This window comes from Rhizobium sp. FG113, from assembly GCF_057809895.1.
The window spans coordinates 131,600-152,812 of sequence record NZ_JBMDKV010000012.1 but is presented as its reverse complement, the minus strand read 5'-3'; the positions used below and the strand labels follow the sequence as shown (position 1 = coordinate 152,812).

Annotated in this window: 20 protein-coding genes and 2 pseudogenes; 13 read left to right on the top strand and 9 right to left on the bottom strand. The window is 63.2% G+C overall.

Translation table 11 applies throughout. The features are described 5' to 3' along the window. Positions 1-3: 3 nt before the first annotated feature. Positions 4-795 carry a hypothetical protein gene (locus ACODTZ_RS24015; RefSeq protein ID WP_489028659.1) on the bottom strand — a complete coding sequence of 264 codons (792 nt, stop codon included), beginning with the start codon at positions 793-795 and terminating at the stop codon, positions 4-6. Positions 796-1,068: 273 nt separating this feature from the next. On the opposite strand from ACODTZ_RS24015, the gene ACODTZ_RS24010 reads away from it, so the two are divergent. The 5 genes from ACODTZ_RS24010 (at position 1,069) to dxs (ending at position 5,554) form a co-directional block, all read left to right on the top strand. Continuing rightward, complete coding sequence (locus ACODTZ_RS24010) at positions 1,069-1,836, top strand: SDR family NAD(P)-dependent oxidoreductase (protein ID WP_209232853.1); 768 nt, start codon at positions 1,069-1,071, stop codon at positions 1,834-1,836. Between the two features lie 70 nt (positions 1,837-1,906). Next, the gene (locus ACODTZ_RS24005; RefSeq protein WP_489028657.1) at positions 1,907-2,218 is read left to right on the top strand and encodes a nucleotidyltransferase family protein; all 312 of its coding nucleotides are present in this window, start codon (positions 1,907-1,909) and stop codon (positions 2,216-2,218) included. Positions 2,219-2,234: 16 nt separating this feature from the next. Next, positions 2,235-2,570 carry a HepT-like ribonuclease domain-containing protein gene (locus ACODTZ_RS24000; RefSeq protein ID WP_489028655.1) on the top strand — a complete coding sequence of 112 codons (336 nt, stop codon included), beginning with the start codon at positions 2,235-2,237 and terminating at the stop codon, positions 2,568-2,570. Between the two features lie 11 nt (positions 2,571-2,581). After that, the gene (locus tag ACODTZ_RS23995; RefSeq protein ID WP_489028653.1) at positions 2,582-3,502 is read left to right on the top strand and encodes a pirin family protein; all 921 of its coding nucleotides are present in this window, start codon (positions 2,582-2,584) and stop codon (positions 3,500-3,502) included. 135 nt (positions 3,503-3,637) lie between these two features. Beyond that, entirely contained in the window at positions 3,638-5,554 is a 1,917-nt protein-coding gene (gene dxs, locus ACODTZ_RS23990; RefSeq protein ID WP_047508446.1) for a 1-deoxy-D-xylulose-5-phosphate synthase, read from the top strand. A gap of 268 nt (positions 5,555-5,822) precedes the next feature. On the opposite strand, the gene ACODTZ_RS23985 is transcribed toward dxs, so the two are convergent. Continuing rightward, complete coding sequence (locus ACODTZ_RS23985) at positions 5,823-6,560, bottom strand: SDR family oxidoreductase (protein WP_489028651.1); 738 nt, start codon at positions 6,558-6,560, stop codon at positions 5,823-5,825. Between the two features lie 148 nt (positions 6,561-6,708). Between ACODTZ_RS23985 and ACODTZ_RS23980 the strand changes: the two genes are divergently transcribed. Next, complete coding sequence (locus tag ACODTZ_RS23980; protein WP_489028649.1) at positions 6,709-7,599, top strand: AraC family transcriptional regulator N-terminal domain-containing protein; 891 nt, start codon at positions 6,709-6,711, stop codon at positions 7,597-7,599. Here ACODTZ_RS23980 and cax read toward each other — a convergent pair. Next, positions 7,596-8,672 (bottom strand): calcium/proton exchanger, encoded by a 1,077-nt coding sequence (cax, locus tag ACODTZ_RS23975; protein WP_489028732.1) that lies wholly within the window; start codon positions 8,670-8,672, stop codon positions 7,596-7,598. The genes ACODTZ_RS23980 and cax overlap by 4 nt on opposite strands. A gap of 255 nt (positions 8,673-8,927) precedes the next feature. On the opposite strand from cax, the gene ACODTZ_RS23970 reads away from it, so the two are divergent. Beyond that, the gene (locus tag ACODTZ_RS23970) at positions 8,928-9,200 is read left to right on the top strand and encodes a hypothetical protein (RefSeq protein WP_489028647.1); all 273 of its coding nucleotides are present in this window, start codon (positions 8,928-8,930) and stop codon (positions 9,198-9,200) included. A gap of 21 nt (positions 9,201-9,221) precedes the next feature. After that, positions 9,222-9,647: a potassium channel family protein gene (locus ACODTZ_RS23965; RefSeq protein ID WP_489028645.1), complete on the top strand. Its 426-nt coding sequence runs from the start codon at positions 9,222-9,224 to the stop codon at positions 9,645-9,647. A gap of 4 nt (positions 9,648-9,651) precedes the next feature. Here the strand turns inward: ACODTZ_RS23965 and ACODTZ_RS23960 are convergent, their stop codons facing one another. Next, the gene (locus ACODTZ_RS23960; RefSeq protein WP_489028643.1) at positions 9,652-10,548 is read right to left on the bottom strand and encodes a DMT family transporter; all 897 of its coding nucleotides are present in this window, start codon (positions 10,546-10,548) and stop codon (positions 9,652-9,654) included. 171 nt (positions 10,549-10,719) lie between these two features. Between ACODTZ_RS23960 and ACODTZ_RS23955 the strand changes: the two genes are divergently transcribed. Beyond that, positions 10,720-11,610, top strand: coding sequence for a LysR family transcriptional regulator (locus tag ACODTZ_RS23955; RefSeq protein ID WP_112982222.1), 891 nt, complete (start codon positions 10,720-10,722; stop codon positions 11,608-11,610). An 86-nt stretch (positions 11,611-11,696) separates the two neighbouring features. Here ACODTZ_RS23955 and ACODTZ_RS23950 read toward each other — a convergent pair. Then, positions 11,697-13,631, bottom strand: a pseudogene (locus ACODTZ_RS23950) (methyl-accepting chemotaxis protein). Positions 13,632-14,076: 445 nt separating this feature from the next. On the opposite strand from ACODTZ_RS23950, the gene ACODTZ_RS23945 reads away from it, so the two are divergent. Both ACODTZ_RS23945 and ACODTZ_RS23940 read left to right on the top strand, forming a co-directional pair. Next, the gene (locus ACODTZ_RS23945) at positions 14,077-14,823 is read left to right on the top strand and encodes a TlyA family RNA methyltransferase (protein ID WP_489028641.1); all 747 of its coding nucleotides are present in this window, start codon (positions 14,077-14,079) and stop codon (positions 14,821-14,823) included. After that, on the top strand, positions 14,820-16,070 hold the full coding sequence (locus ACODTZ_RS23940; protein WP_489028639.1) for a class I SAM-dependent RNA methyltransferase: 1,251 nt from the start codon (positions 14,820-14,822) through the stop codon (positions 16,068-16,070). Before ACODTZ_RS23945 ends, ACODTZ_RS23940 begins: the two co-directional genes overlap by 4 nt. 26 nt (positions 16,071-16,096) lie before the next feature. On the opposite strand, the gene ACODTZ_RS23935 is transcribed toward ACODTZ_RS23940, so the two are convergent. Then, complete coding sequence (locus ACODTZ_RS23935) at positions 16,097-16,669, bottom strand: TetR/AcrR family transcriptional regulator (protein WP_489028730.1); 573 nt, start codon at positions 16,667-16,669, stop codon at positions 16,097-16,099. Positions 16,670-16,895: 226 nt separating this feature from the next. On the opposite strand from ACODTZ_RS23935, the gene ACODTZ_RS23930 reads away from it, so the two are divergent. Both ACODTZ_RS23930 and ACODTZ_RS23925 read left to right on the top strand, forming a co-directional pair. Continuing rightward, on the top strand, positions 16,896-17,294 hold the full coding sequence (locus tag ACODTZ_RS23930) for a RidA family protein (RefSeq protein ID WP_489028637.1): 399 nt from the start codon (positions 16,896-16,898) through the stop codon (positions 17,292-17,294). A 159-nt stretch (positions 17,295-17,453) separates the two neighbouring features. Continuing rightward, positions 17,454-17,669: a hypothetical protein gene (locus ACODTZ_RS23925; RefSeq protein ID WP_018902078.1), complete on the top strand. Its 216-nt coding sequence runs from the start codon at positions 17,454-17,456 to the stop codon at positions 17,667-17,669. 80 nt (positions 17,670-17,749) lie between these two features. Here the strand turns inward: ACODTZ_RS23925 and ACODTZ_RS23920 are convergent, their stop codons facing one another. From ACODTZ_RS23920 to ACODTZ_RS23910, 3 genes and pseudogenes are all read right to left on the bottom strand, one after another. Continuing rightward, positions 17,750-19,570 carry a HAMP domain-containing methyl-accepting chemotaxis protein gene (locus ACODTZ_RS23920; RefSeq protein WP_489028635.1) on the bottom strand — a complete coding sequence of 607 codons (1,821 nt, stop codon included), beginning with the start codon at positions 19,568-19,570 and terminating at the stop codon, positions 17,750-17,752. A gap of 282 nt (positions 19,571-19,852) precedes the next feature. Beyond that, positions 19,853-20,509, bottom strand: a complete 657-nt coding sequence (locus ACODTZ_RS23915; RefSeq protein ID WP_489028728.1) for a methyl-accepting chemotaxis protein — start codon at positions 20,507-20,509, stop codon at positions 19,853-19,855. Between the two features lie 360 nt (positions 20,510-20,869). Further along, positions 20,870-21,181 (bottom strand): annotated as a pseudogene (locus ACODTZ_RS23910) (PAS domain-containing protein); the annotation flags it as partial. Positions 21,182-21,213: the final 32 nt, after the last annotated feature.

Genomic DNA, 21,213 nt, shown 5'->3' with positions numbered 1-21,213 from the left:
GGTTTACTTTGCCTCAGGCTTCGGTGTTAGGGCCGAGAACAACAGAGCGTAATCGGCCGTGAATTTCGTGTAGGTGATGCGTGGATAGATTTCCGGAACGTTCAGGCGGATTGCATCCTTGAACGTCTGCGGCGCCTCCGAGCCAGCCAGGCGCGCCCGCGCGCTGGAAAAGAACCCACCGCTGCTGATCTGAACGATATCGATTACGCCTGCATCGACGATTTGGCCCTTGCCGATGGTGATCGTATTGTCGCCAAGCAGCGTGTGCGGCTCTTTTCCTTGAGCCCCGAACAGTCCGCCATTTCCAGTCCCCATGGATGCGGTACTGTTGCCGTTCTCGCAAGTGATCATGGTAACGGCATAATGGCCCGGCTCGATGGGGCGGAAGGAGGTGCGGATATCGCGCACGCCATTCTCCTTGATCAGCGCCGGCACGTTGAGCGTCAGCATTTGCGCGGTCGTCTTGGCAAGCTTCTTAACCATCGCATCGGCACCATAAATGCCGCTGGGCTGCCCGATTTCGGTAAATGGTCCCGAACTGATCTTGCCATCGACGACCTTCTGAAGGCGGACGGTGCCGCGCACGCAATAGCTGCCATTGAGCGAAACGCGCACGACGGCAGCAGCGCCCTTGTCCGCGACCATGGCATCCGCCTGCCTGGCGGCATCCTTGCCGTCGGCGCCCATTTTGGTTGAGTTTGGATTGGTGGCGCAGGAGGCCAGGGTGGCGAACACGGCCAGAAGAGCGGCGCTTTTCGCCAGCCTTCCGAGCTGTCCATTTTTCTTATACTGCATGTACGAATGGCTTTCAGGTTTAAATGCGCCCCTTGGTTGCATCAATCCCGAAATGAGACAAGGCCATACCAACGCCAGCGAGCGGCGACGTGCGCGTGCGGTAAAACCGCCGTTAATGACCACAGCGAGATTGTAACTTTTGGATCGCGTCACCTCGCAAAGGTTTGTGCTCGATCGCAGGCTGGTGCAGCGCTGCCCTTACCCATCAAACCCCTTGGCCATCGGCCAAACGTCGGTCTATCATCCCCGAAACAGCAGAGGGGACGAGACGGCATGACGGATAGATTGAAGGGCAAGATCGCGATTGTCTCGGGCGGGGCGACCGGCATGGGCGGGGCGGCGTCGAAGCTGTTTGCGGCCGAGGGCGCCAAGGTCGCGATCATCGATCGCAATGGCGAGGCGGCGGCTGAGACGGTGCGTGAAATCCGCGCAGCCGGCGGCGAGGCTGATTTCTGGACGGCCGATGTTTCTGACGAGACGGCGGTGAACGCGGCGGTCTCCGCCATCGAGGCGCGCTACGGCGCGGTGACCGTGCTCTTCAACCATGCCGGCACGATCGTCATCAAGCCATTCCTCGAGACCACGCTTGAGGAATGGGACTGGCTGCATGCCGTCAACGTACGCTCGATGTTCCTCATGACCAAGGCGGTGCTGCCGAAGATGATTGCGGCCGGCGGCGGGTCGATCGTCTGCACCTCGTCGATCTCGGCTGTGGCGGCGACGCCGATGGAGGTGCTCTACGACACCACCAAGGGCGCCGTGCACATGTTTGCCCGCGCGATCGCCGTCGAATTCCGCGACCGCAACATCCGCTGCAACGCGGTCTGCCCCGGCTTCATCCGCACACCGCATGGCCTGCGCGAAGTGGCCGACCTGCAGAAACTCGGCGTCGATGTCTCGGACGCGGCGATCGCCGCGCAGCAGGGGCGGATCGGCGAGCCGGAGGACGTGGCGCGCGCGGCCCTTTATCTGGCCAGCGATGAATCGAGCTTCGTCAACGGCGCGCATCTGTTCGTCGATAACGGGTTTACGGCGATGTGAGCGCTGCGGGCGGCTTGGCCGGTTGTGGCGGCGTCTCGACCAAGTCGCAGAGGTCGATTATATTGGAGGCATGGACAAGGATCAGGTCATAGCGATCATTCGCAAGCATGAGACCGAACTGCGGGCAGCGGGCGCGGAGCACGTGTCGCTGTTCGGTTCTGTCGCGCGCGGAGAAGCGACAGCGGAGTCTGACCTTGACGTGCTTGTCAAATTCTCCGAGCCCGTGATCCAGTCCGGCTTTGGCTATTTCAGCGCGCTAGAAAATCTGCGCCTGCTGATCAGCCGGATCACCGGCGCGCCCAGCGTCGATATAGTCGCGGAACCCTTGGGCAAGGAACGGTTCAAGCGCAACGTGGAACGGGACCGCGCCGTTGCCTACTAAGCGCCCTCTCATCCGCATGCGCGATATCGTCGAGAACGGCCAAGCCATTCTCAGATACTCGCACGGAATGGAACTTGGAGACTATGTTCGCAACAACCTAGTAAAGGATGCTTGCGAACGATGCTTTTCACGGCTTTCGGAAGCGGCAGTAAAGCTTGGTCCGCTTGCTGAACAGCTATTCCCCTCACACAATTGGAACGGCATCCGGAATTTCGGCAACATCCTGCGCCATGGCTATCCTGATGTACTGGACGATGTGCTTTGGGCCGCTATCAGCCAGCATCTTCCGCGATTGCTTGCCGAGCTCGAAACATTCCTGGCGAAGTATCCTGAAGACCAGGAAACGCTTTAGAAAGGCCCCCCATGTCCTTCTTCCCCGGCAAAGACCCCCTCCCCGGCGATGCCTTTGCCTGCGACGCCATCGAGAACTTGATCATCCCCCGTACCAGCGATATCGGCGGGTTTCAGGTCAGGCGGGCGCTGCCGACCAGGCAGCGGCGGCTGGTGGGGCCGTTTATCTTTTTCGATCGGATGGGGCCGGCGATATTGAAGCCGGATGAGGCGCTCGATGTGAAGCCGCATCCGCATATCGGGCTGTCGACGGTCACCTATCTGTTCGACGGCGAGATTCGGCATCTCGACAGCCTTGGAACCGAGAAGGTGATCCGGCCTGGTGATATCAACCTGATGACGGCGGGGCGTGGTATCGTGCATTCGGAGCGCACGCCCGACAATCTGCGCGGCCATCCGCTCCTGATGTCCGGGCTGCAGACGTGGCTGGCGCTGCCCGATGACAAGGAGGAGATCGATCCCTCCTTCGCGCATACGGAAAAGAGCGCAATGCCCGTGATCGACGAGCGCGGGGTGCGTGGGCGGGTTGTCATCGGCGCGTTCGCGGGCATGAGCTCGCCCGTGAGCGTGTTTTCCGACACGCTCTATGCCGATATCAATCTCGATGCCGGCGCGAAATTCCCGTTCGGCGCCGCGCATGAGGAGCGGGCGATCTATGTTCTGTCCGGCGAGGTGGTGATCGCGGGCGACCGATTCGCGGCCGATCAGCTGCTGGTCTTCCGTCCGGGGGACGCGATCACGCTCGAGGGCGGTGCCCAAGGCTGTCATCTCATGCTGTTCGGCGGGGCGGCGCTGAACTCGAAGCGTTACATCTGGTGGAACTTCGTTTCCTCGTCGAAAGAGCGGATCGAAAAGGCCAAGGAGGAGTGGCGTACCGGTCGTTTCGACATCGTTCCGGGGGATGAAGAGGAATTCGTCCCTTTGCCGGAGTAGCGTTCTCCTCTAGAAAGGATCCTTGCGGTTCTTGAAATCGACTTCTTTCACCGCAACTTATGGCCTAAAGGCTATGTGCCCCAAAACGCCTGGAAAAGACGACAAGAACAAGAACGACAAGAAAGAGTGCCTCCCGTGACACAACCGCCGAAGACGCCGCTGCTGGACAAGGTCATTTATCCGGCCGACCTCCGAAAGCTGGAGGATCGCGACCTGCCGCAGCTTGCGCGCGAGGTGCGCGACGAGATGATCGACGCGGTGTCGAAGACGGGCGGGCATCTGGGCGCCGGCCTCGGCGTCGTCGAACTGACGATCGCCATCCACAATGTCTTCAACACGCCCGACGACAAGCTGATCTTCGATGTCGGGCACCAGTGTTATCCGCACAAGATCCTGACCGGCCGGCGCGACCGCATCCGCACGCTGCGCCAGGAAGGCGGGCTCTCGGGCTTCACCCGCCGCGCCGAAAGCGAGTACGATCCATTCGGCGCAGCACACTCCTCGACCTCGATCTCGGCCGGCCTCGGCATGGCGGTGGCGGCAGATCTCTCCGGCTCGAAGCGCAATGTCATCGCGGTGATCGGCGACGGCGCGATGTCGGCGGGCATGGCCTATGAGGCGCTGAACAATGCCGGCGCGCTCGATGCGCGGCTGATCGTCATCCTCAACGACAATGACATGTCGATCGCGCCGCCGACAGGCGCCATGAGCGCTTATCTGGCGCGTCTGGCCTCTGGCCGCACCTATATGGGCATGCGCGAAGTCGGCAAGAAGCTGACCAGCTATCTCGGCAAGTCGGTCGATCGCGCCATTACCCGCGCCGTCGAGCATGCCCGCGGCTACGTGACCGGCGGCACCATGTTCGAGGAGATGGGCTTTTATCATATCGGGCCGATCGACGGTCACTCCTTCGAGCACCTGCTGCCCGTGCTGCGCAATGTGCGCGACAATGCGCATGGGCCGGTGCTGATCCATGTGGTGACGCAGAAGGGCAAGGGCTATGCGCCGGCGGAAGCCGCCGCCGACAAGTATCACGGCGTCAACAAGTTCGATGTCATCACCGGCGCGCAGGCGAAGGTGAAGCCGAATGCGCCGAGCTACACCAATGTGTTTGCCGAAGCGCTGGTGCAGGAAGCCGAGCTCGACGACAAGATCGTCGGCATCACCGCCGCCATGCCGAGCGGCACCGGTCTTGACAAGCTCGCAAGCGTGTTTCCGTCGCGCTGTTTCGATGTCGGCATTGCCGAGCAGCATGCCGTGACCTTCGCCGCCGGGCTCGCTGCGGAGGGCTACAAGCCGTTTACAGCACTTTATTCGACCTTCCTGCAGCGCGCCTTCGACCAGGTGGTGCACGATGTGGCGATCCAGGGCCTGCCGGTGCGCTTCCCGATCGACCGCGCCGGCTTCGTCGGCGCCGACGGGCCGACGCATGCGGGCTCGTTCGACACGACCTTCCTCGCGACGTTGCCTGGCTTCGTCGTCATGGCCGCCGCCGACGAGGCGGAGCTGAAGCACATGGTGCGCACGGCGGCCGCCTATGACGCCGGCCCGATCTCCTTCCGCTATCCGCGCGGCGAAGGCGTGGGCGTCGAGATGCCGGTTCGCGGCGAAATCCTGCAGATCGGCAAGGGCCGCATCGTCAAGGAAGGCACCAAGGTGGCGCTGCTCTCCTTCGGCACGCGCCTGGCGGACTGCATGCTTGCCGCCGAAGACCTCGATGCCGCAGGGCTTTCGACGACGGTCGCCGACGCGCGCTTCGCCAAGCCGCTCGACCACGACCTGATCCGCCAGCTTGCGCGTCACCACGAGATGCTGATCACGGTTGAAGAAGGTGCGGTCGGCGGCTTCGGCAGCCATGTGCTGCAGTTCCTCGCGACCGAGGGCCTGCTCGACAACGGGCTGAAGGTTCGCTCGCTTGTCATGCCCGATCTCTGGGTGGAGCAGGCGAAGCCCGAGGTGATGAACGCGCAGGCCGGGCTCGACCGGGCCGGGATTGTCGGCACCGTGTTCAAGGCGCTTGGGCGGCCTGCGGCTGTTGGGTTTGCTGGGTAAGTGGGTTGGTTGATGGGTTGGGTGAACGCTCGGCCGTCTTGATTTGCTGAACTAGCTGACTTGGCGCAAGAATTACCCCCCTCTGCCCTGCCGGGCATCTCCCCCACAAGGGGGGAGATCGGCTGGGCTTGGCCGCTCGCTCCACTCTCATTGTTTGGCGTAGACCTAACCGCGAGTCGATCTCCCCCCTTGTGGGGGAGATGTCCGGCAGGACAGAGGGGGGTGTCACGGGCTCAAAGCAAGCCATAGCCCTCCCCCCGCCTCCCCCTCACAACCCCGCATTCGCCGTCGGGCGCACGACGATGTCGTTGACGTCGACGTCGGCGGGTTGGTCGATGGCGTAAAGGATGGCGCGGGCGATGGCGTCGGGTTTCAGCGCCACGGCGCGATAGGCGACCATGGCCTGAGCGGCGAAGGGTTCGGTGATGGTGTCGGCGAGTTCGGATTCGACCACGCCGGGATAGATGCAGGTGACGCGCAAGATCTTGTTTTCCTGCCTGAGGCCATCGGAAATCGCCCGTACCGCGTATTTGGTGGCGCAATAGACCGCCGCTGTCGGCGAAACGGCGAGGCCGCCGACGGAGGAGACGTTGATGATCTGGCCGGATTGCTGGGCGTTCATGATCGGCAGCACGGCGGCGATGCCATAGAGCACGCCCTTGATGTTGACGTCGATCATCCGATCCCATTCCTCGACCTTCAGCGAGGACATCAGTGACAGCGGCATGACGCCGGCATTGTTGACGAGGACGTCGACGCGGCCGAACTCGGCAATAGCGGCATCGACGAAGGCCTGCATGTCGGCGCGGTCGGTGACGTCGAGCGCTCTCGAGATCACGACACCACCATCGGCGCGGATTTCCTCGCTCAAAGCGTCCAGGCGATCGGTTCGGCGCGCGCCGATAACCAGTTTCGCACCGGCGCGGCCCAATTCGCGGGCCGTGGCGGCGCCAATGCCGCTGCTGGCGCCAGTGATCAGCACTACCTTGTTGTTCATATCGGTCATGTCTTGCTCCTCAAGCGATCTGTTGACCGACACAGGATCGCGCCGGCGGGGCCAATTGCGGTAGACGGCTTTTCCGGAATTCTTGCACGATCCTCCGAAATGGGGTGATGGCCCCCTTGGCAAAGCGCGCGCGACAGCCGATGCTGGCATGATGGAAACAATTGCCGACCTTGCCACTTTGATCGACCGCCATGCGGCAGTGGATGGAAACTTCGACACCGTGCTGCCGCGCGTCGGCATTATACGATCCTCGGCAACGACCGAGCCGCTGCATACGCTCTACAAGCCCTCCTGCTGCATCGTGGCGCAGGGGCGCAAGCGGGCGACGATCGGCGATACCAGTTATATCTACGATGCCGCGCATTATCTCGTTGTTGGCGTGGACCTGCCCGTTATCGGTGCGGTGATCGAGGCGAGCGCTGACGCGCCCTATCTCTGCCTGCGGCTGGAGTTCGACCGAACGCTTCTGAACGAGATGATCGCGGGTGCACCAGCACGCGACGAGAACCCGGCGGCGGCGCGGGTGAGCGAGACGACGCCACGGCTGATCGATGCGGCGGCGCGTCTGCTTGGTCTTCTCGATGCGCCCGAGGATGCGCCGGTTCTGGCGCCGCTTGTCGAGCGGGAGATTTTGCATCGGCTGATATCGGGACCGCAGGGCGGGCTGATCCGGCAGATCGCCAGCGGCGAGAGCCGGCTGAACCAGATCGGCCGGGCGGTGGATTATGTCTGCCGCAATTTCGGAAGCCCGTTCGCGATCGAGGAACTGGCCGATATCGCCGGCATGAGCTCGTCATCCTTCTACGAGCATTTTCGCGCGGCGATGGCGATGAGCCCGCTGCAGTTTCGCACCCAGATCCGCCTGCAGGAGGCGCGTCGGCTGATGATCGTCGAGGGGATGACGGCGGCCGAGGCGGGATTTCGCGTCGGATATGACAGCCCATCGCAGTTCAACCGCGACTATGTCCGCGTGCACAAGGAGACGCCGAAGCGGGATGTGGCGCGGATGCGCACATCTCCGAACTTTGCCGGATTCTAGGACACGGCGGGCGGCAGCAGGAACAGCGTCAGGCCGAATATGGCGTAGACGGCGAGCGCCAACACGCCGACATACCACGCGCCGCGCCCGCCATTGGAGAGCAGTGCCGCCGCCATCATGGCGAGGAACATCATGGCCACCGCGCCCGGCCAGAATTGCAGCGACATGGGCTCGGGGCCGATGAAATAGCTGACGATGACGAGAACGGGGGCGACGAAGAGGGCGATCTGCGAGGCGCTTCCCAGAGCGATGCCGACGCTGAGATCGAGCCGGTTGGCGCGGGCAGCCGAGAAGGCTGCAGTCATTTCCGCCGCCGCACCCACGAGCGCCACGACGATGAAGCCGACAAAGGCGGGCGTCATCCCCATCTTCTCGGCTGCCGCCTGGACGGAGCCGACGAAGACCTCGCTGATCAACGCCACGAAGAGCGTGACCACCACCAGGATGATGATGCTGGTCGATAGCCCCCAGCCGCCATGATGCTCCTCGGCCTCGCCGATGCTGGCGAAGAGTTCGCGGTGGGTCTTCAGCGAAAACAGCATGCCCATGGCGTAGACGGCGATCAGGATCACGGCGAGGCCGAGACTGAGCGCCTGCACCATCTCCGGCCCCTGATCGGCGCGGCTGACAAGCGAGGGGACGAACAGGGCGACGGTGGCGAGAAAGAGCAGCGACGCCTGGAAGCGGGCGCTGACGCGATTGAACTCCTGCAGGTGATGCTTGAGGCCGCCGAGCAGGAAGGAGCCGCCGAGCATGAACAGCGTGTTGGTGACGATGGCACCGGCGATGGAGGCCTTGACCAGCAGATATTGCCCGGCCTGCAGGGCGGCGAGCGATATGACGAGTTCGGTGAGATTGCCCAGCGTGGCGTTCAACAGGCCGCCGACGGCGTCACCCGTGCGGGTGGAGACGGCTTCGGTTGCGCGGCTGAGCAAAGCCGCGAGCGGGATGATCGCAAGGACGGAGAGGATGAAGAGCAGCGTGTGCGATTCCGGTGCCGCCATATCGGTCAGGATGACGACGGGTACGAAGACGAGCAGCGCCAGGAGCGGCGCGGCGCGAAGCTCCGCCATTGCAACCTCGACCAGCCCCGAAGGCCCATGTTTGCGCTGAACGTTCTGCACGGCGGGCTCCATCCGGATTTTCGCGCGGATGAGCATAGGGGCTTGGTCGTCGGCCTGCATTGCGCGTGATCAACGCTGCGCCGATATCGCTGCCTTTCCCGCGAAGGATTGATCCTGCGCAATGCGCAGCGTCCTGTGCCTGCTAGTTTGGCCGGGATGAAAGCGAGGGGTGTGGTTGGAATGCAGTCAGGAGCGGCGATTGAAGTGCGGTACATGGTTGTGCCGGGCCGCCTTGGTCTCGTCGACGTCATCGACCAGACAACGGGCCTGCCTGTCGATGCCGGGGTGACGGCTGTGCTGCTTGAGCCGCGTGAAGCGAGGGAACTTGTGCGGTGGCTGCTGCGTCGGGCGCATGCTGAGAGCAGTCGCGCGCATGCTGAAGGCGGAGGGCGGCGTTCGGCATGCGCCGCGGAAGACATTCCGTTCTGTCGGCTCGCGCGTAGATGCAACGAAGCAGAGATCGCCGTGCAATATTGACCCACATCCATTGGAGGTCCGGTGCCCGTCAATTTTCTCCTCGCCACCGCGCTGATCGCGGCCACAGTCGCCATACAGGCCGTCTTCATGGAGATCGGGCTTCGCGCCATCCGGCATGCGGAGCCGGGATATCTCGGCCGCCATGCCACGATCGCCACCGTCGTCTGGGTGAGTTACCTCCTCATTCCGATCAGTCTCGATATCTGCCTCTGGGCGCTTCTCTACTATTTGATCGGCGCCCTGCCCTCACTTGACGACGCCATCTATTTCTCCACCGCCACCTTCACGACGGTCGGCTATGGCGATGTCGTGCTTGGCAAGGAGTGGCGGCAGATCTCGGTGTTCGAGGCCGTCAACGGCTGGATCATCTTCGGCTGGGCGACGGCGCTGATCATGGCCGTCATCCAGCGCCTGTATTTCCGGGACGGCAAGGCGAACAACGCGTGAGGTATCAGGCGCGCGAGGTCATGAAAACGCCGACCAGCGTGACGCCGAGGCCGACGAACATCGTCAGCGTCAGTGGCTCGGAAAACAGCGCCCAGGCCCAGAGCATGGTCACCGGTGGGCTCAGATAGATCGCGGCGCTGACCTTCGCGACAGGGAAGAGCCGCAGGCTGGTGTAATAGACCGAATAGGCGGCGAAGGTGGCGATCAGCACCAGCCAGACCATGCCGATGGCAAAATTCTCAGTCATCGGCGGCGCGATGTCACCCTGGATCAGGGCGCAGATACCGAAGAGCACCGAACCGGTCAGCGTGTGGATGCAGAGGCTCTGATGCACCGGCATGTGGCCGACGCGCCGGCGCTTGTGGAGCACCGAGGCGAGCGCGAAGATCAGCATCGAGCCGACGGTCAATCCGTAAGCCCAGAGCGGCGCCGAGCCGAAGCTGAGGCTATCGAGCGAGACGATCAGCACGCCCGCCACGGCAATCGCCGTGCCCAGCCACTGGCGGCCGCTCAGGCGTTCGCCGAGCACCGGCTGCGACAGGGTGGCGATGGCGAGCGGCAGCAGGTCCGAGATCAGCGCCACGAGGCCCGTCGGGACGCGCTGCTCGATCGCCAGGGCGAAGCCGCCGAGATAGAGGAAGACCGACATGACGCCGAACCACATTTGCCCGACGATGGCCTTCCACTGCATGCGTGGGCCGATGGTCAGGGCGAAGGGGAGCAGGATCAGGCCCGACAGCAGCGTGCGCCAGAAGAGCACGAGCACGACGCTCGCTTCCTCGCTGGCATAGCGGATGCCGACGAAGCCGGAGCTCCAGCCGATAATCAGCAATGTGGCCATCAGCGGCCATAGAAGGCGGTGCTGCTGCTTGGTCGTGGCGGTCAATGCGTGGTCCGTCATCGGTGATCCCTGTCATGCGTCTTACCGAGGGCATAAGCCATTGATTGCGAGCGAGCACATGACAAATTTCGATCACGGCATGACTTTTAAGCGAAACCAGTCATGGAAGTTTGCAAATGCGGGCTCAACATTGCATGCTCTCGCCGGCAGGCAACGAAGAGACGGAGCGAAATGAGCGACCTGAACAACCGGCGGCTGGAGATCGACGCGCTGCGCGCCATCTGGGCGATCCGCCATCACGGCGGCATCACGCGGGCGGCGGAAGCGCTCGGCCTGTCGCAATCGGCTGTCAGCCACAAGATCAAGCGGCTGGAAACCAGCCTCGGCTGCGAGCTGCTGAACCGCAAGGCCGGTTCCACTGTCTTCACCACTGAAGGCGAGGAGCTGCTGGATTATGCCGGCCGCATTCTCGGGCTGCACGATGAGGCGCTGCTCAGCCTGTCGAAGACGACGCTTGCGGGGCGGATCGCGCTGGGCCTGACGGAGGACACGACCTGCTCGGCGCTCGCCCATATTCTCGGCCGCTTCCGCCGGCTGCATCCCGATGTGTCCGTGCGCACGCAGGTCCGCATGAGCCTCGTCTTGAGGGCGATGCTCGAGCAGGGAGAGCTCGACGCGGCGATCGTGCAGGTCTTCGCCTACGAGGTGCGCCCGACCGATGTCATCCTGTTTCGCGAAACGCTGCACTGGGTGAAGCATCCGAGCCTGCTCTTGCCGCAGAGCACGTCCGTGCCCTTCCTCTCCTTCCACGACGATTGCTTCTATCGCCACTGGGCGCTCGATATCGGGCAGGATGGCGGGATCATGCTGGAGACGGTGTTCGAATGCGCGAGTGCCGCGGGGATTATCGCCGCCGTGAGCTCGGGTATGGGCGTGGCGCTGCTCAACGAGCGGCATTTGCGGCCGGAGATGCAGATCATCACCGACCGCTTCCCGGTGCCGCCGGATCTCGTCTATGTGGTCCGTCGCGGCCGCAAGGTGCGCAACGCAGCACTCGATACGCTGGTGGCCGAGATCGAAAGCGAGATCAGCCGCTATGGCGGATTGGCGCTGGCCAGCTGAGGTTTCGACCGGCTAGGGTCCTGAACGCGAAAGGGGCCGCGTCATGCGCAGCCCCTTCCCTTTCCTGTCGATGATCGGGCGTTCGATCAGAACTCCGACCATTCTTCCTTGACGGCCGCGGCACTGGCACCGCCGCCACCGAAGGCGCGGGCAACGCTGCGCTTCAGCGCGTTGGCCGGCGACGCGACCGGGCGCGAAGCCGGGGTAGCGGCTGCCGCACGCGGCGCGGCGCGGTCGTTGCCGAGGTTGAACTGGCGCAGCAGATCGTCCAGCGCCATGGCTTCCTGGGCGAGCGAGTGGCTGGCGGCCGTCTGTTCCTCGACCATGGCGGCGTTCTGCTGGGTGCCCTGGTCCATGTTGTTGACGGCGGTGTTGATCTCCTGCAGGCCGATCGACTGTTCGCGCGTGGCGGTGACGATGGCGCCGACATGGCGGTTGATCTCCTGCACGGCGCCGACGATTTCGGACAGAGCCTTGCCGGTTTCGCCGACCAGCGAGACGCCGGAGTTTACCTGCGTGCCAGACGTATTGATCAGCGCCTTGATCTCCTTGGCGGCGTTGGCTGAGCGCTGGGCGAGCTCGCGCACTTCCTGGGCGACGACCGCGAAGCCCTTGCCGGCTTCACCGGCGCGTGCGGCCTCGACGCCGGCGTTCAGTGCCAGCAGGTTGGTCTGGAAGGCGATGTCGTCGATGACGCCGATGATGTTGGAGATTTCGCCCGAGGACTTCTCGATTTCCTGCATGGCGGTGACAGCCTTGCGGACGACCTCGCCGGAGCGTTCGGCGCCGAGACGGGTGCGCTCGACGAGCTGGCCCACATCCTCGGCGCGCTTGGCGCTGTCGCGGACCGTGGTGGTGACTTCTTCGAGGGCAGCTGCCGTTTCCTCGACGGCTGCGGCCTGCTGCTCGGTGCGGCGGGCCAGATCGTCGGCTGCGGTGCGGATTTCGCCGGCGCCGGCATTGATGGCGGACGCATTGTGGCCAACCGACTGCAGGGCTGCCTGCAGCTTTTCGACGGCGTGGTTGAAGTCGTTGCGTAGGCGGTCGAACTGCGGCGCAAAGGCGGTGGTGATGCGGATCGCGACATTGCCGTTGGCAAGACCGGACAGACCATCGGCGAGGTTGTCGATGGCGAAGCGCAGTTCGCTTTCCTCGCGCGCCTTCTGCTCGTCGCCCATCTGGCGCTGGCGTTCGGCATCTCCACGCATGCGGTCGGTTTCGCCGGCCAGACGCAGCTTCTCGATGGCCGCGTTCTTGAACACCAGCACCGACTGCGCCATGCGGCCGACTTCGTCCTGGCGATCAAGTGCCGGAACCTCGATATCGTTCTGGCCACCGGCCAGACGGCCCATGGCGGAGGTCATGCCGACGATCGGGCGAACGATGCTGCGCGACAGCATCCAGGCAAGCACGACGGCTGCGAGCGCTGCGAAGATGCCGCCGAAGAGCAGCGTCATGTTGAGCGCTGCACTGGCATCGGCCTTGATGGCGGAAAGGGCTGCGGATTCTTCACGCGCGGCTTGCTTGATCTTGGCAGAGGCCTGGCGGAAGCCGTCGAGCTGGCCCTTGGTTTCGTTGACGCCGATCTTGACGATCTGGTCGATCGGCATGTCGGTTTCCTTGCGCGCCTTGCTCTGCGGCACCGCAAGCTGGTTAAAATAGAGGTCGGCGGCCTTCTGCATGGCGTCGATCTGGCTCACGAACTCGGTCTTGCCTGCGGCCGTCTGCTTGGCGGCGGAAATCGCGTTCAGCATGCGGTCACGGTTGTTGAAGAGATCGCCATAGGTGCTGTCGCTCTTGAAGAGCAGGAAGCCGCGCAGGTTCACGGCCTGCTCGAGCATGGCCTGTAGCGCGTCGTCGATCTGGTTGACCAGCAGCTCCGACCGCTTTTCCTAGATGGCAGCTTCCGCCACGGCGCCGGCCTTCGAATAGACGAAGGCGGAGACGGATACAAAGATGAGAATGAGAGCCGCGAAGGTCGCGGCGAGCTTACCGTTCAGGGACATGTTTCTAGCAAACATCAGTCGGTCTTTCCTGGGCGCCTGGCGCCATGGCAAATCGGGCACGCGTCAGCGCGTGCGGGGAAACTATCAACGAGGGAAAACATGATCGGCGGTGGAATTTCGGGCCATCATGGCGGACGCGGTTTTCGGCCGCTGCAATCGACGGCGACACTAGCCACGGAAAATTTAAAATTGTTTAAGTCGGCGCGACAACGGGTCGCAGTTTATTGGCTGCAGGCACTGAATTCTCGGGGATTCAACCCGTTTGACGCTTCGTCGTCACACACCATCATAGCGCAGGTTGTAGCTCTCTTTTCGCTTGGCCAGAGACCGCTAATTTTCCCATTGCTGTCGACGGGTGAGCCAGCACGGGCGATCCATGTGACATCAGAGGACTGCGGCGACGGCGGAGGCGATCAACAAAAGGCTTGCAACTGATGGCATTGCCCGGCATGGACAGGCCATGTCCGATCAAAATACACAACGCATCGACCAGCTCCTCGTCAGCCTGGGTCTTTTTGCCAGCCGTTCGCGCGCCCGCGACGCGGTCAGCCGTGGCACCGTCAAGGTCGACGGCAAGGTCGTCACCAAGGCCGGCGCCGTCTTCGGCGAGGATGTCTCGATCGAGATCGATGATCCCGCGCAGGAATATGTGTCGCGCGCGGCGCTGAAGCTTGCGGCCGCACTCGATCATTTCAAGCTCGATCCGACGGGCCACCACTGTCTCGATGTCGGCGCATCCACCGGCGGCTTTACCGAAGTGCTGCTCGAACGCGGCGCCACGCATGTGACCGCGATCGACGTTGGCCACGGCCAGATGCATCCGCGGCTTGCCGAAAACCCCGATGTTACCAATATCGAGGGCCTGAACGCGCGCAATCTGGAGGCTGAGGATATCGGCCATCCCCTCACCTTCATCGTTTCCGACGTATCCTTCATCACGCTGAAGCTGGCGCTGGCCCCGGCGCTCGATCTCGCTGAACCGGGCGCGACGGCCGTATTGCTGGTCAAGCCGCAGTTCGAGGCCGGCCGCGAGGCGATCGGCAAGGGCGGCATGCTGAAGGACCCTTCGACAGCACCGGCCGTCGCCGCCGAACTGGAGCGCTGGTTCGTCGAGGACATGGGCTGGACCAGCCTCGGGCTGATCCCCTCTCCTATCTCGGGCGGGGACGGAAACCAGGAATATCTACTCGCAGGAACGAAACCGTGAGCACTGAAACAGTCACCATCCAGAAGCTCGGCGCCCAGGGCGACGGCATCGCCAACGGCACTGATGGCCCCGTCTACGTTCCCTTCACGCTGCCGGGCGAGACGGTCGCCATCGCGCGCGTCAAGAGCCAGGGCACGGTCATGTCGATCACCACGCCTTCCCCAGACCGCCAGGAGCCGCACTGTCGGCACTTCGGGCCCGATGGCGTCAACGGCACCTGCGGCGGCTGCACGCTGCAGCACGCAGGCGACGCGGTCTATCGCGGCTTCAAGCGGCAGCTGGTCATCGACGCGCTGAAGTCCAAGGGACTGACGCCTGAAGTCGGCGAGCTTGTCGTCGCTCATCCCGGCGAGCGCCGCCGCGTGACGTTCGCCGCGCGCAAGACCGAGAAAGAGATGCTCATCGGCTTCAACCAGGCCGAAAGCCACCATCTCGTCAATATCGAGGAATGTCCCATCTCGTCGGCAAGCCTCATCGCGCGGCTGCCGGCGATCAAGGCGATCGGCGCGGCACTTGCCGTCAACGCCGAAGCGTTCCGCGTCACCGTGCTGGAAACGGCGACCGGCCTCGACATCGCCGCTGACGGCCTGAAGAAGCTGTCGGACCAGCAACGGCGCAAGGCGACCGAGACCGTGCTCTCGATGCGGGGGATCGCCCGTGTGTCGGTCAATGGCGAGATTCTGATCGAGCCGGTGAAGCCGATGCTCGATTTCGGCGGCGTCCAGGTATCGCCGCCGGCGGGAAGCTTCACGCAGGCGACAAAGCCCGCCGAGGAAGCGATGTCCGAGCTGGTGCTTGCCCATGTCGGCAAGTCCAAGCGCATCGCCGACCTCTTCGCCGGGACGGGCACCTTCTCGCTCAGGCTGGCACGGATCGGCCGGGTGCATGCGGTGGAAAGCGAAGACAAGCCGCTTGCGGCACTCGACCACGCCGCGCGCAACACGCAGGGGATCAAGCCCGTCAGCGTCGAGCGCCGCGACCTGTTTCGCCGGCCGCTGATGGCCTCTGAACTGAAGGTCTACGACGCCGTCGTCTTCGACCCGCCGCGCGCCGGTGCCGAATTCCAGTGCAAGGAGCTTGCCCGCTCGACGGTGAAGAAGATCGCCGCCGTCAGCTGCAACCCGCTGACGCTTGCGCGCGACCTCGCCATTCTCGTCGAGGGCGGCTATCGCATCACCTCGGTGACGCCGATCGACCAGTTCCTCTGGACCTCGCATGTCGAGGTGGTGGCGACGCTGGAGAAGTAAGCGAGCGTCCACGCTGCCGGATAAGGTCAGCTGGCGGTCCGCAACAGGCCGCCGGCGAGATGCTTGAAGGCATCGACGACCTTTTCCAGAACCGCATGCGGATCATCGGCGGCGGCGATCCATAGCGCTGCATTGAGCGCCGCACCGTTGATCAGCCGGGCGGCGGCTTCGGCATCCACGGGCTTGACGATACCATCAGCAATCAGCGCCTCGATGGTCTCAGTGCTGGTGCGCAGGCACGCTGTCTGGTTCGGCCATTGCGAGGGATCGCCAAGCACGGCGGGGCCATCGAGCAGCATGATCCGCTGGATCTCAGGCTCGATCGCCATCTCGATATAGGCGATGCCTTCGTTGATAAAGCCTTCCCAGGGTGTCTTCCCCTTGGCCTGCGCGGCACGCTGGCGCACCAGCATCTCGGCGTCGATCTGGTCGATGACGGCCTGCAGCAGCCCCTTCTTGTCGCCGAAATTGTGATAGAGCGCGCCGCGCGTCAGCCCCGCTTCGGCGGTGAAATCATCCATCGACGATGCGGCGTAACCCTTTGTGGCAAAAGCCTTTCGGCCGGCCGCGATGAGTTTCCCCCTCGTTTCCTCGACCATCTGCGCGCGCGTTCTCGCCGTCACCCTCGTCTCCATCAATTAGCATACGCGACGTATGCGTATTGACATACGCAGCGTATGCTTCCTATATTCACATACGGGGCGTATATCACTTTCGCCCTTGATCGTGAAGAGCAGAGATCCAGGTGACTGAAAAGCAACGTGCCGCGCCCTTTGGCTCGGCGGCGCGCGCCTGGGCTTTGCCTTGTTGAAACAGGAGCATGACATGACCAAACGCGACGCAATCTTCCCCGCCGGCCGACAGGCGCTTTATGAGATCAACAGCTATTCGGCAGCGATCCGCTCCGGCGACCTTCTCTTCGTCTCTGGCCAGGTGGGCAGCCGTGAGGATGGATCGCCGGAGCCTGATTTTCCGAAGCAGGTGCAGCTCGCCTTCGACAATCTCTCCGCCGTACTGAAGGCTGCCGGCGCCGGTTTCGATGACATCATCGACGTCACCAGCTTTCATACCGATCCCGAAAACCAGTTCGCGACGGTCAACGACGTTCGGCTGAAGGTGTTCAGCGACAAGCCCTATCCAAACTGGACGGCTGTCGGCGTCAACTGGCTGGCGGGCTTCGATTTCGAGATCAAGGTGATCGCCCGCATCCCGCAGGCGAGCTGATCTTCGTGGTTTTCCGCTGCACCTGCGAGTAGCGCGAGTGCAGCGGGAGTTCAACAGAATTTCCTAATGATCATCCAGCTCGACAGAATATAATTCATCTATAAATTCATCTATGATAAATAATCTGCGTGTATCAATGGATAATACACGGAGGATAATATGTTTGTTATTTCCATTGATGATCATGGCGACGAACGGAATTTCCTGGCGACATCCTTCAATATTGACAGGGGCGTCGTGATTGCCACGATATGCGGCATGAAGCGCAAATTCGATGCTGCCGACGTCATCGATATTCTACCGGTGGAGCCGCTTTCGGCCCGCAACAACCGTTTCATCGCGGAGCAGCCCGAGCGCCAGCGGATGCACGGATAACGGGTTTTCCCGATCTTTCCAAGTCCATAAAAAACGCCCGCGACATGCGCGGGCGTTTTGTCGTTTATGACACCGATCGATCAGGCGGCGGCGTAGCGGCGCGTCATGCCGTGATTGCCCGGCTGCAGGTTGAACTGGCCGAGCAGGTGCATCAGCTTGGCGGCTTCCTGGGCGAGACCGTGGCTTGCGGCCGTCTGCTCCTCGACCATCGCTGCGTTCTGCTGGGTGCCCTGGTCCATGGTGTTGACGGCGGTGTTGATCTCGGCAAGGCCGGTCGACTGTTCGCGGGTGGCGGTAACGATCGCGTCGACATGGCGGCTGATGTCCTGCACCTGGCCGACGATCGTTTCCAGCGACTTGCCGGTTTCGCCGACGAGGCTGACGCCGGAGCGAACCTGGGCGTTGGAAGCCGAGATCAGCGTCTCGATCTCCTTGGCGGCTGTAGCGGAGCGCTGTGCGAGCTCGCGCACTTCCTGGGCGACGACCGCGAAACCCTTGCCGGCCTCGCCAGCGCGCGCGGCCTCGACGCCGGCATTCAGCGCCAAGAGGTTGGTCTGGAAGGCGATGTCGTCGATGACGCTGATGATATTGGCGATCTTCTGCGAGGATTGCTCGATCTCGGTCATGGCCGAGACCGCCTTGCGGACGATGTTACCGGACTCCTCTGCACCGCCGCGCGTGCGCGACACGAGGCTGCCGGCCTCTTCGGCGCGGCGGGCGGTGTCCTTCACCGTGGTGGTGATCTCTTCGAGTGCGGCGGCAGTTTCCTCGATCGAGGCGGCCTGCTGCTCGGTGCGCCGCGCGAGGCCATCGGCGGCGTTGCGGATCTCGCCGGCGCCGGCGTCGATCGCGTGTGCGTTATGACCGACTTCCTCTAACGCTTCACTGAGCTTGGCGACCGAGGCGTTGAAGTCGCTGCGCAGGCGATCGAGGTGATCGGCGAAAGGCTGCTCGATGCGATGGGCGAGATCGCCCTCAGATAGTGCGCCAAGGGCACCCGCCAGCGCCTCGACGGCATGATTGATCTCGGCTGCCTCGCGCGCCTTGACGGCTTCGTTGCGGGCGCGCTCGTCGCGGGCATGCGTGCGGTTGTCCTCGGCGCTGCGTTCGAGATCAAGGCGGGCAAAGGCGTTGTCGCGGAAGACGGAAACGGCGGCTGCCATGTCGCCGATCTCGTCATGGCGATTGGTATAGGGAACGGCGGCTTCGAGATCGCCATCGGCAAGGCCGGCCATGCGCGAGGCAATGGTCGTGATCGGGCGCGAGATGCGCTTCCAGGCGAGATAGGCGGCGGCGATGGCGGCGATGAGCGCCACGGCAAGACCGGCGACGATCGAGACCGTGCCGGCGTAATAGTTGACGGCGGCCGAGACGAGGCCGGCATCGGTCGACTGACGATCTCTCGCGATCATGCCGTCGATCAGCGTCTGGATGTTGTTTGCCGACATGGACAGTTCGCCGCGATAGAGCGAATTGGCTTGGCTGCGCTTGTTGTCGAGCGCCAGCGCGATGATCTTGTCGGCGACGGCCGTGTCGTTAGCGAGCGCCTTCTGCAGCCGCGCGAAGTTCTGGGTCATATACTCGCTCTTCGGCTGCTTTTCGAAGGCATCGATGGCGGTTGCGAGCCGCTGGCGGCGGGTCTTAAGCGTGGTCTCGGCGTTGCGGAAATCGGTCTTGCCTGAGGCCAGCAGATAATCGGCATAGCTGCGGCGCACGTCGTTCAGCGTCGTGACGATGGCATGCAGGCGCTCGGTGTTCGGGATGTTTTGGGCGCCGATCTCACGCGTATTGGCTTCGAGACTGGTGAGCGCAACGGCGGCGATGGCGCCCTGCACGAGGGAAATGGCGACGAGGGACAGAAAGAGCACCGGAAGCAGCGTCTTGATCTTCATTTTGAACATAGCATTGTCTCGAATGCGGCCGACCGACATGCCTCAGCGATCGGGGGGGGGGGGCGATCCGCTGGCGTCTGCGCCTTTGATTGTGCCGAAAAAGGGGCCGGGCGCTCATGCCCGTGCTGCATCATGCATTGCCGATCACTAAACAAGGCAATTGGTAAAAATTGATTAAAAGTAATACTTTTTGAACATTCTGGCTTCAACGCCACAATGAAAGAGCCGCTCACGCTGGGCGTGGCGGCTCTGGCTTTGCTCGAATCTGATGTTGGCCGACGGCCGGAGATATCAGGCGGCGGCGCGCATTTTCGCCGGCGCATCCCGGCGCTGGCGGAAGGTCGAGGCCAGGCCGTTCAACGCAGCGGCCTGCTCCGACAGACCGTACACGGCAGCGGCCGTCTCCTCGACGATGGCAGCATTTTGCTGCGTGGCGCCGTCCATCTGGTTGATCGCCGCATTGATCTCCGTAAGCCCCGAAGATTGCTCGCGGGCGGAATCGGCGATCGTCGTTGCCAACTGAGAGATATGCGAGAGGTGGCCGATGATATCGCCCAGCGCCTTGCCGGAATCGCTGACCAGCGCGACACCGCGCTCGACCTGGGTGCCCGAATTGACGATCAGTGTCTTGATCTCCTTCGCCGCCTTGGCGGAACGCTGCGCGAGCTCGCGCACTTCCTGGGCAACGACTGCAAAGCCGCGACCGGCCTCGCCCGCGCGCGCCGCCTCCACGCCGGCGTTCAAGGCAAGAAGATTGGTCTGGAAGGCGATCTCGTCGATCACGCCGATGATCTGGTTGATTGCCTTTGAGGACTGCGCGATCTCATCAATCGCGGCAACCGTCTGATTGGAGATCTTCTCCGATTCTTCGGCGTCGCGCTTGGCCTTGGCCGAGAAGCTGGCGGCGGTGGCGGCGCTTTCGGCTGTGCTCTTGACGGCTGCTGTCATCTGGTTGAGGGCAGCGGCGGTTTCCTCGACACTGGCGGCCTGCTTTTCGGTGCGGCGCGCCGTATCGTCGGTGGCGCGGCTGAGTTCGGCGGTGGTGGCGCGGATCGTCTCGGCGTTCACGGCGAGCTTGCCGAGGACGCCGGCCAGCTGATCGACCGTGCCGTTGAAGTCCTGGCGCAGGCCTTCATATTCATCCGGGAAGCGCTTTTCGAGAAGACAGTCGAGATCGCCGGCGGCAAGCTTTCTGAGAGAAGATGCAAGGGTGCGCACGACATCCGCCTGCTCGGCGGCCTTGGCTTCGTCGCGCTTGCGGGCTTCAGCTTCCTGGCGGCGCATCTTCACGACATCGCGAATGTCCTGCCAGAAGACGACCTGCGCGTTGCGGCCGGCGATGTTGGCCTGGAGGATTGTCGCCAGAACCGGCAGCGGCGTGCCATCGAGGCGCTGATGATCCCATTCGAAACGGGCCATGCCGTTTTTCTTGATCTCGGCGAAAATGGCGACGGCGGCTTCGCTGGTCGGGCGGCCATCCGATTGCACCGCCGGTGAAAGCTTGGCCGGGTGGATGCCGATGATCTTGTCGCGCGGCAAGTCGAGCATCACCTCCATCGCGTGGTTGCAATCGACGATGTGCTCATCCTCCAGTACGTAATACGCATCCGGCGAGCGCATGAAGATGAAATCGGAGATTTCCTGCCTGAACG

What these genes read in the sequence shown, in the direction of transcription:
- ACODTZ_RS24015 (WP_489028659.1), bottom strand. Translation starts at nt 795, where the DNA reads ATGCAGTATAAGAAAAATGGACAGCTCGGAAGGCTGGCGAAAAGCGCC.
- ACODTZ_RS24010 (WP_209232853.1), top strand. Translation starts at nt 1,069, where the DNA reads ATGACGGATAGATTGAAGGGCAAGATCGCGATTGTCTCGGGCGGGGCG.
- ACODTZ_RS24005 (WP_489028657.1), top strand. Translation starts at nt 1,907, where the DNA reads ATGGACAAGGATCAGGTCATAGCGATCATTCGCAAGCATGAGACCGAA.
- ACODTZ_RS24000 (WP_489028655.1), top strand. Translation starts at nt 2,235, where the DNA reads ATGCGCGATATCGTCGAGAACGGCCAAGCCATTCTCAGATACTCGCAC.
- ACODTZ_RS23995 (WP_489028653.1), top strand. Translation starts at nt 2,582, where the DNA reads ATGTCCTTCTTCCCCGGCAAAGACCCCCTCCCCGGCGATGCCTTTGCC.
- ACODTZ_RS23985 (WP_489028651.1), bottom strand. Translation starts at nt 6,560, where the DNA reads ATGACCGATATGAACAACAAGGTAGTGCTGATCACTGGCGCCAGCAGC.
- ACODTZ_RS23980 (WP_489028649.1), top strand. Translation starts at nt 6,709, where the DNA reads ATGATGGAAACAATTGCCGACCTTGCCACTTTGATCGACCGCCATGCG.
- cax (WP_489028732.1), bottom strand. Translation starts at nt 8,672, where the DNA reads ATGGCGGAGCTTCGCGCCGCGCCGCTCCTGGCGCTGCTCGTCTTCGTA.
- ACODTZ_RS23960 (WP_489028643.1), bottom strand. Translation starts at nt 10,548, where the DNA reads ATGACGGACCACGCATTGACCGCCACGACCAAGCAGCAGCACCGCCTT.
- ACODTZ_RS23955 (WP_112982222.1), top strand. Translation starts at nt 10,720, where the DNA reads ATGAGCGACCTGAACAACCGGCGGCTGGAGATCGACGCGCTGCGCGCC.
- ACODTZ_RS23945 (WP_489028641.1), top strand. Translation starts at nt 14,077, where the DNA reads ATGTCCGATCAAAATACACAACGCATCGACCAGCTCCTCGTCAGCCTG.
- ACODTZ_RS23935 (WP_489028730.1), bottom strand. Translation starts at nt 16,669, where the DNA reads ATGGTCGAGGAAACGAGGGGGAAACTCATCGCGGCCGGCCGAAAGGCT.
- ACODTZ_RS23930 (WP_489028637.1), top strand. Translation starts at nt 16,896, where the DNA reads ATGACCAAACGCGACGCAATCTTCCCCGCCGGCCGACAGGCGCTTTAT.
- ACODTZ_RS23925 (WP_018902078.1), top strand. Translation starts at nt 17,454, where the DNA reads ATGTTTGTTATTTCCATTGATGATCATGGCGACGAACGGAATTTCCTG.
- ACODTZ_RS23920 (WP_489028635.1), bottom strand. Translation starts at nt 19,570, where the DNA reads ATGTTCAAAATGAAGATCAAGACGCTGCTTCCGGTGCTCTTTCTGTCC.
- ACODTZ_RS23915 (WP_489028728.1), bottom strand. Translation starts at nt 20,509, where the DNA reads ATGACAGCAGCCGTCAAGAGCACAGCCGAAAGCGCCGCCACCGCCGCC.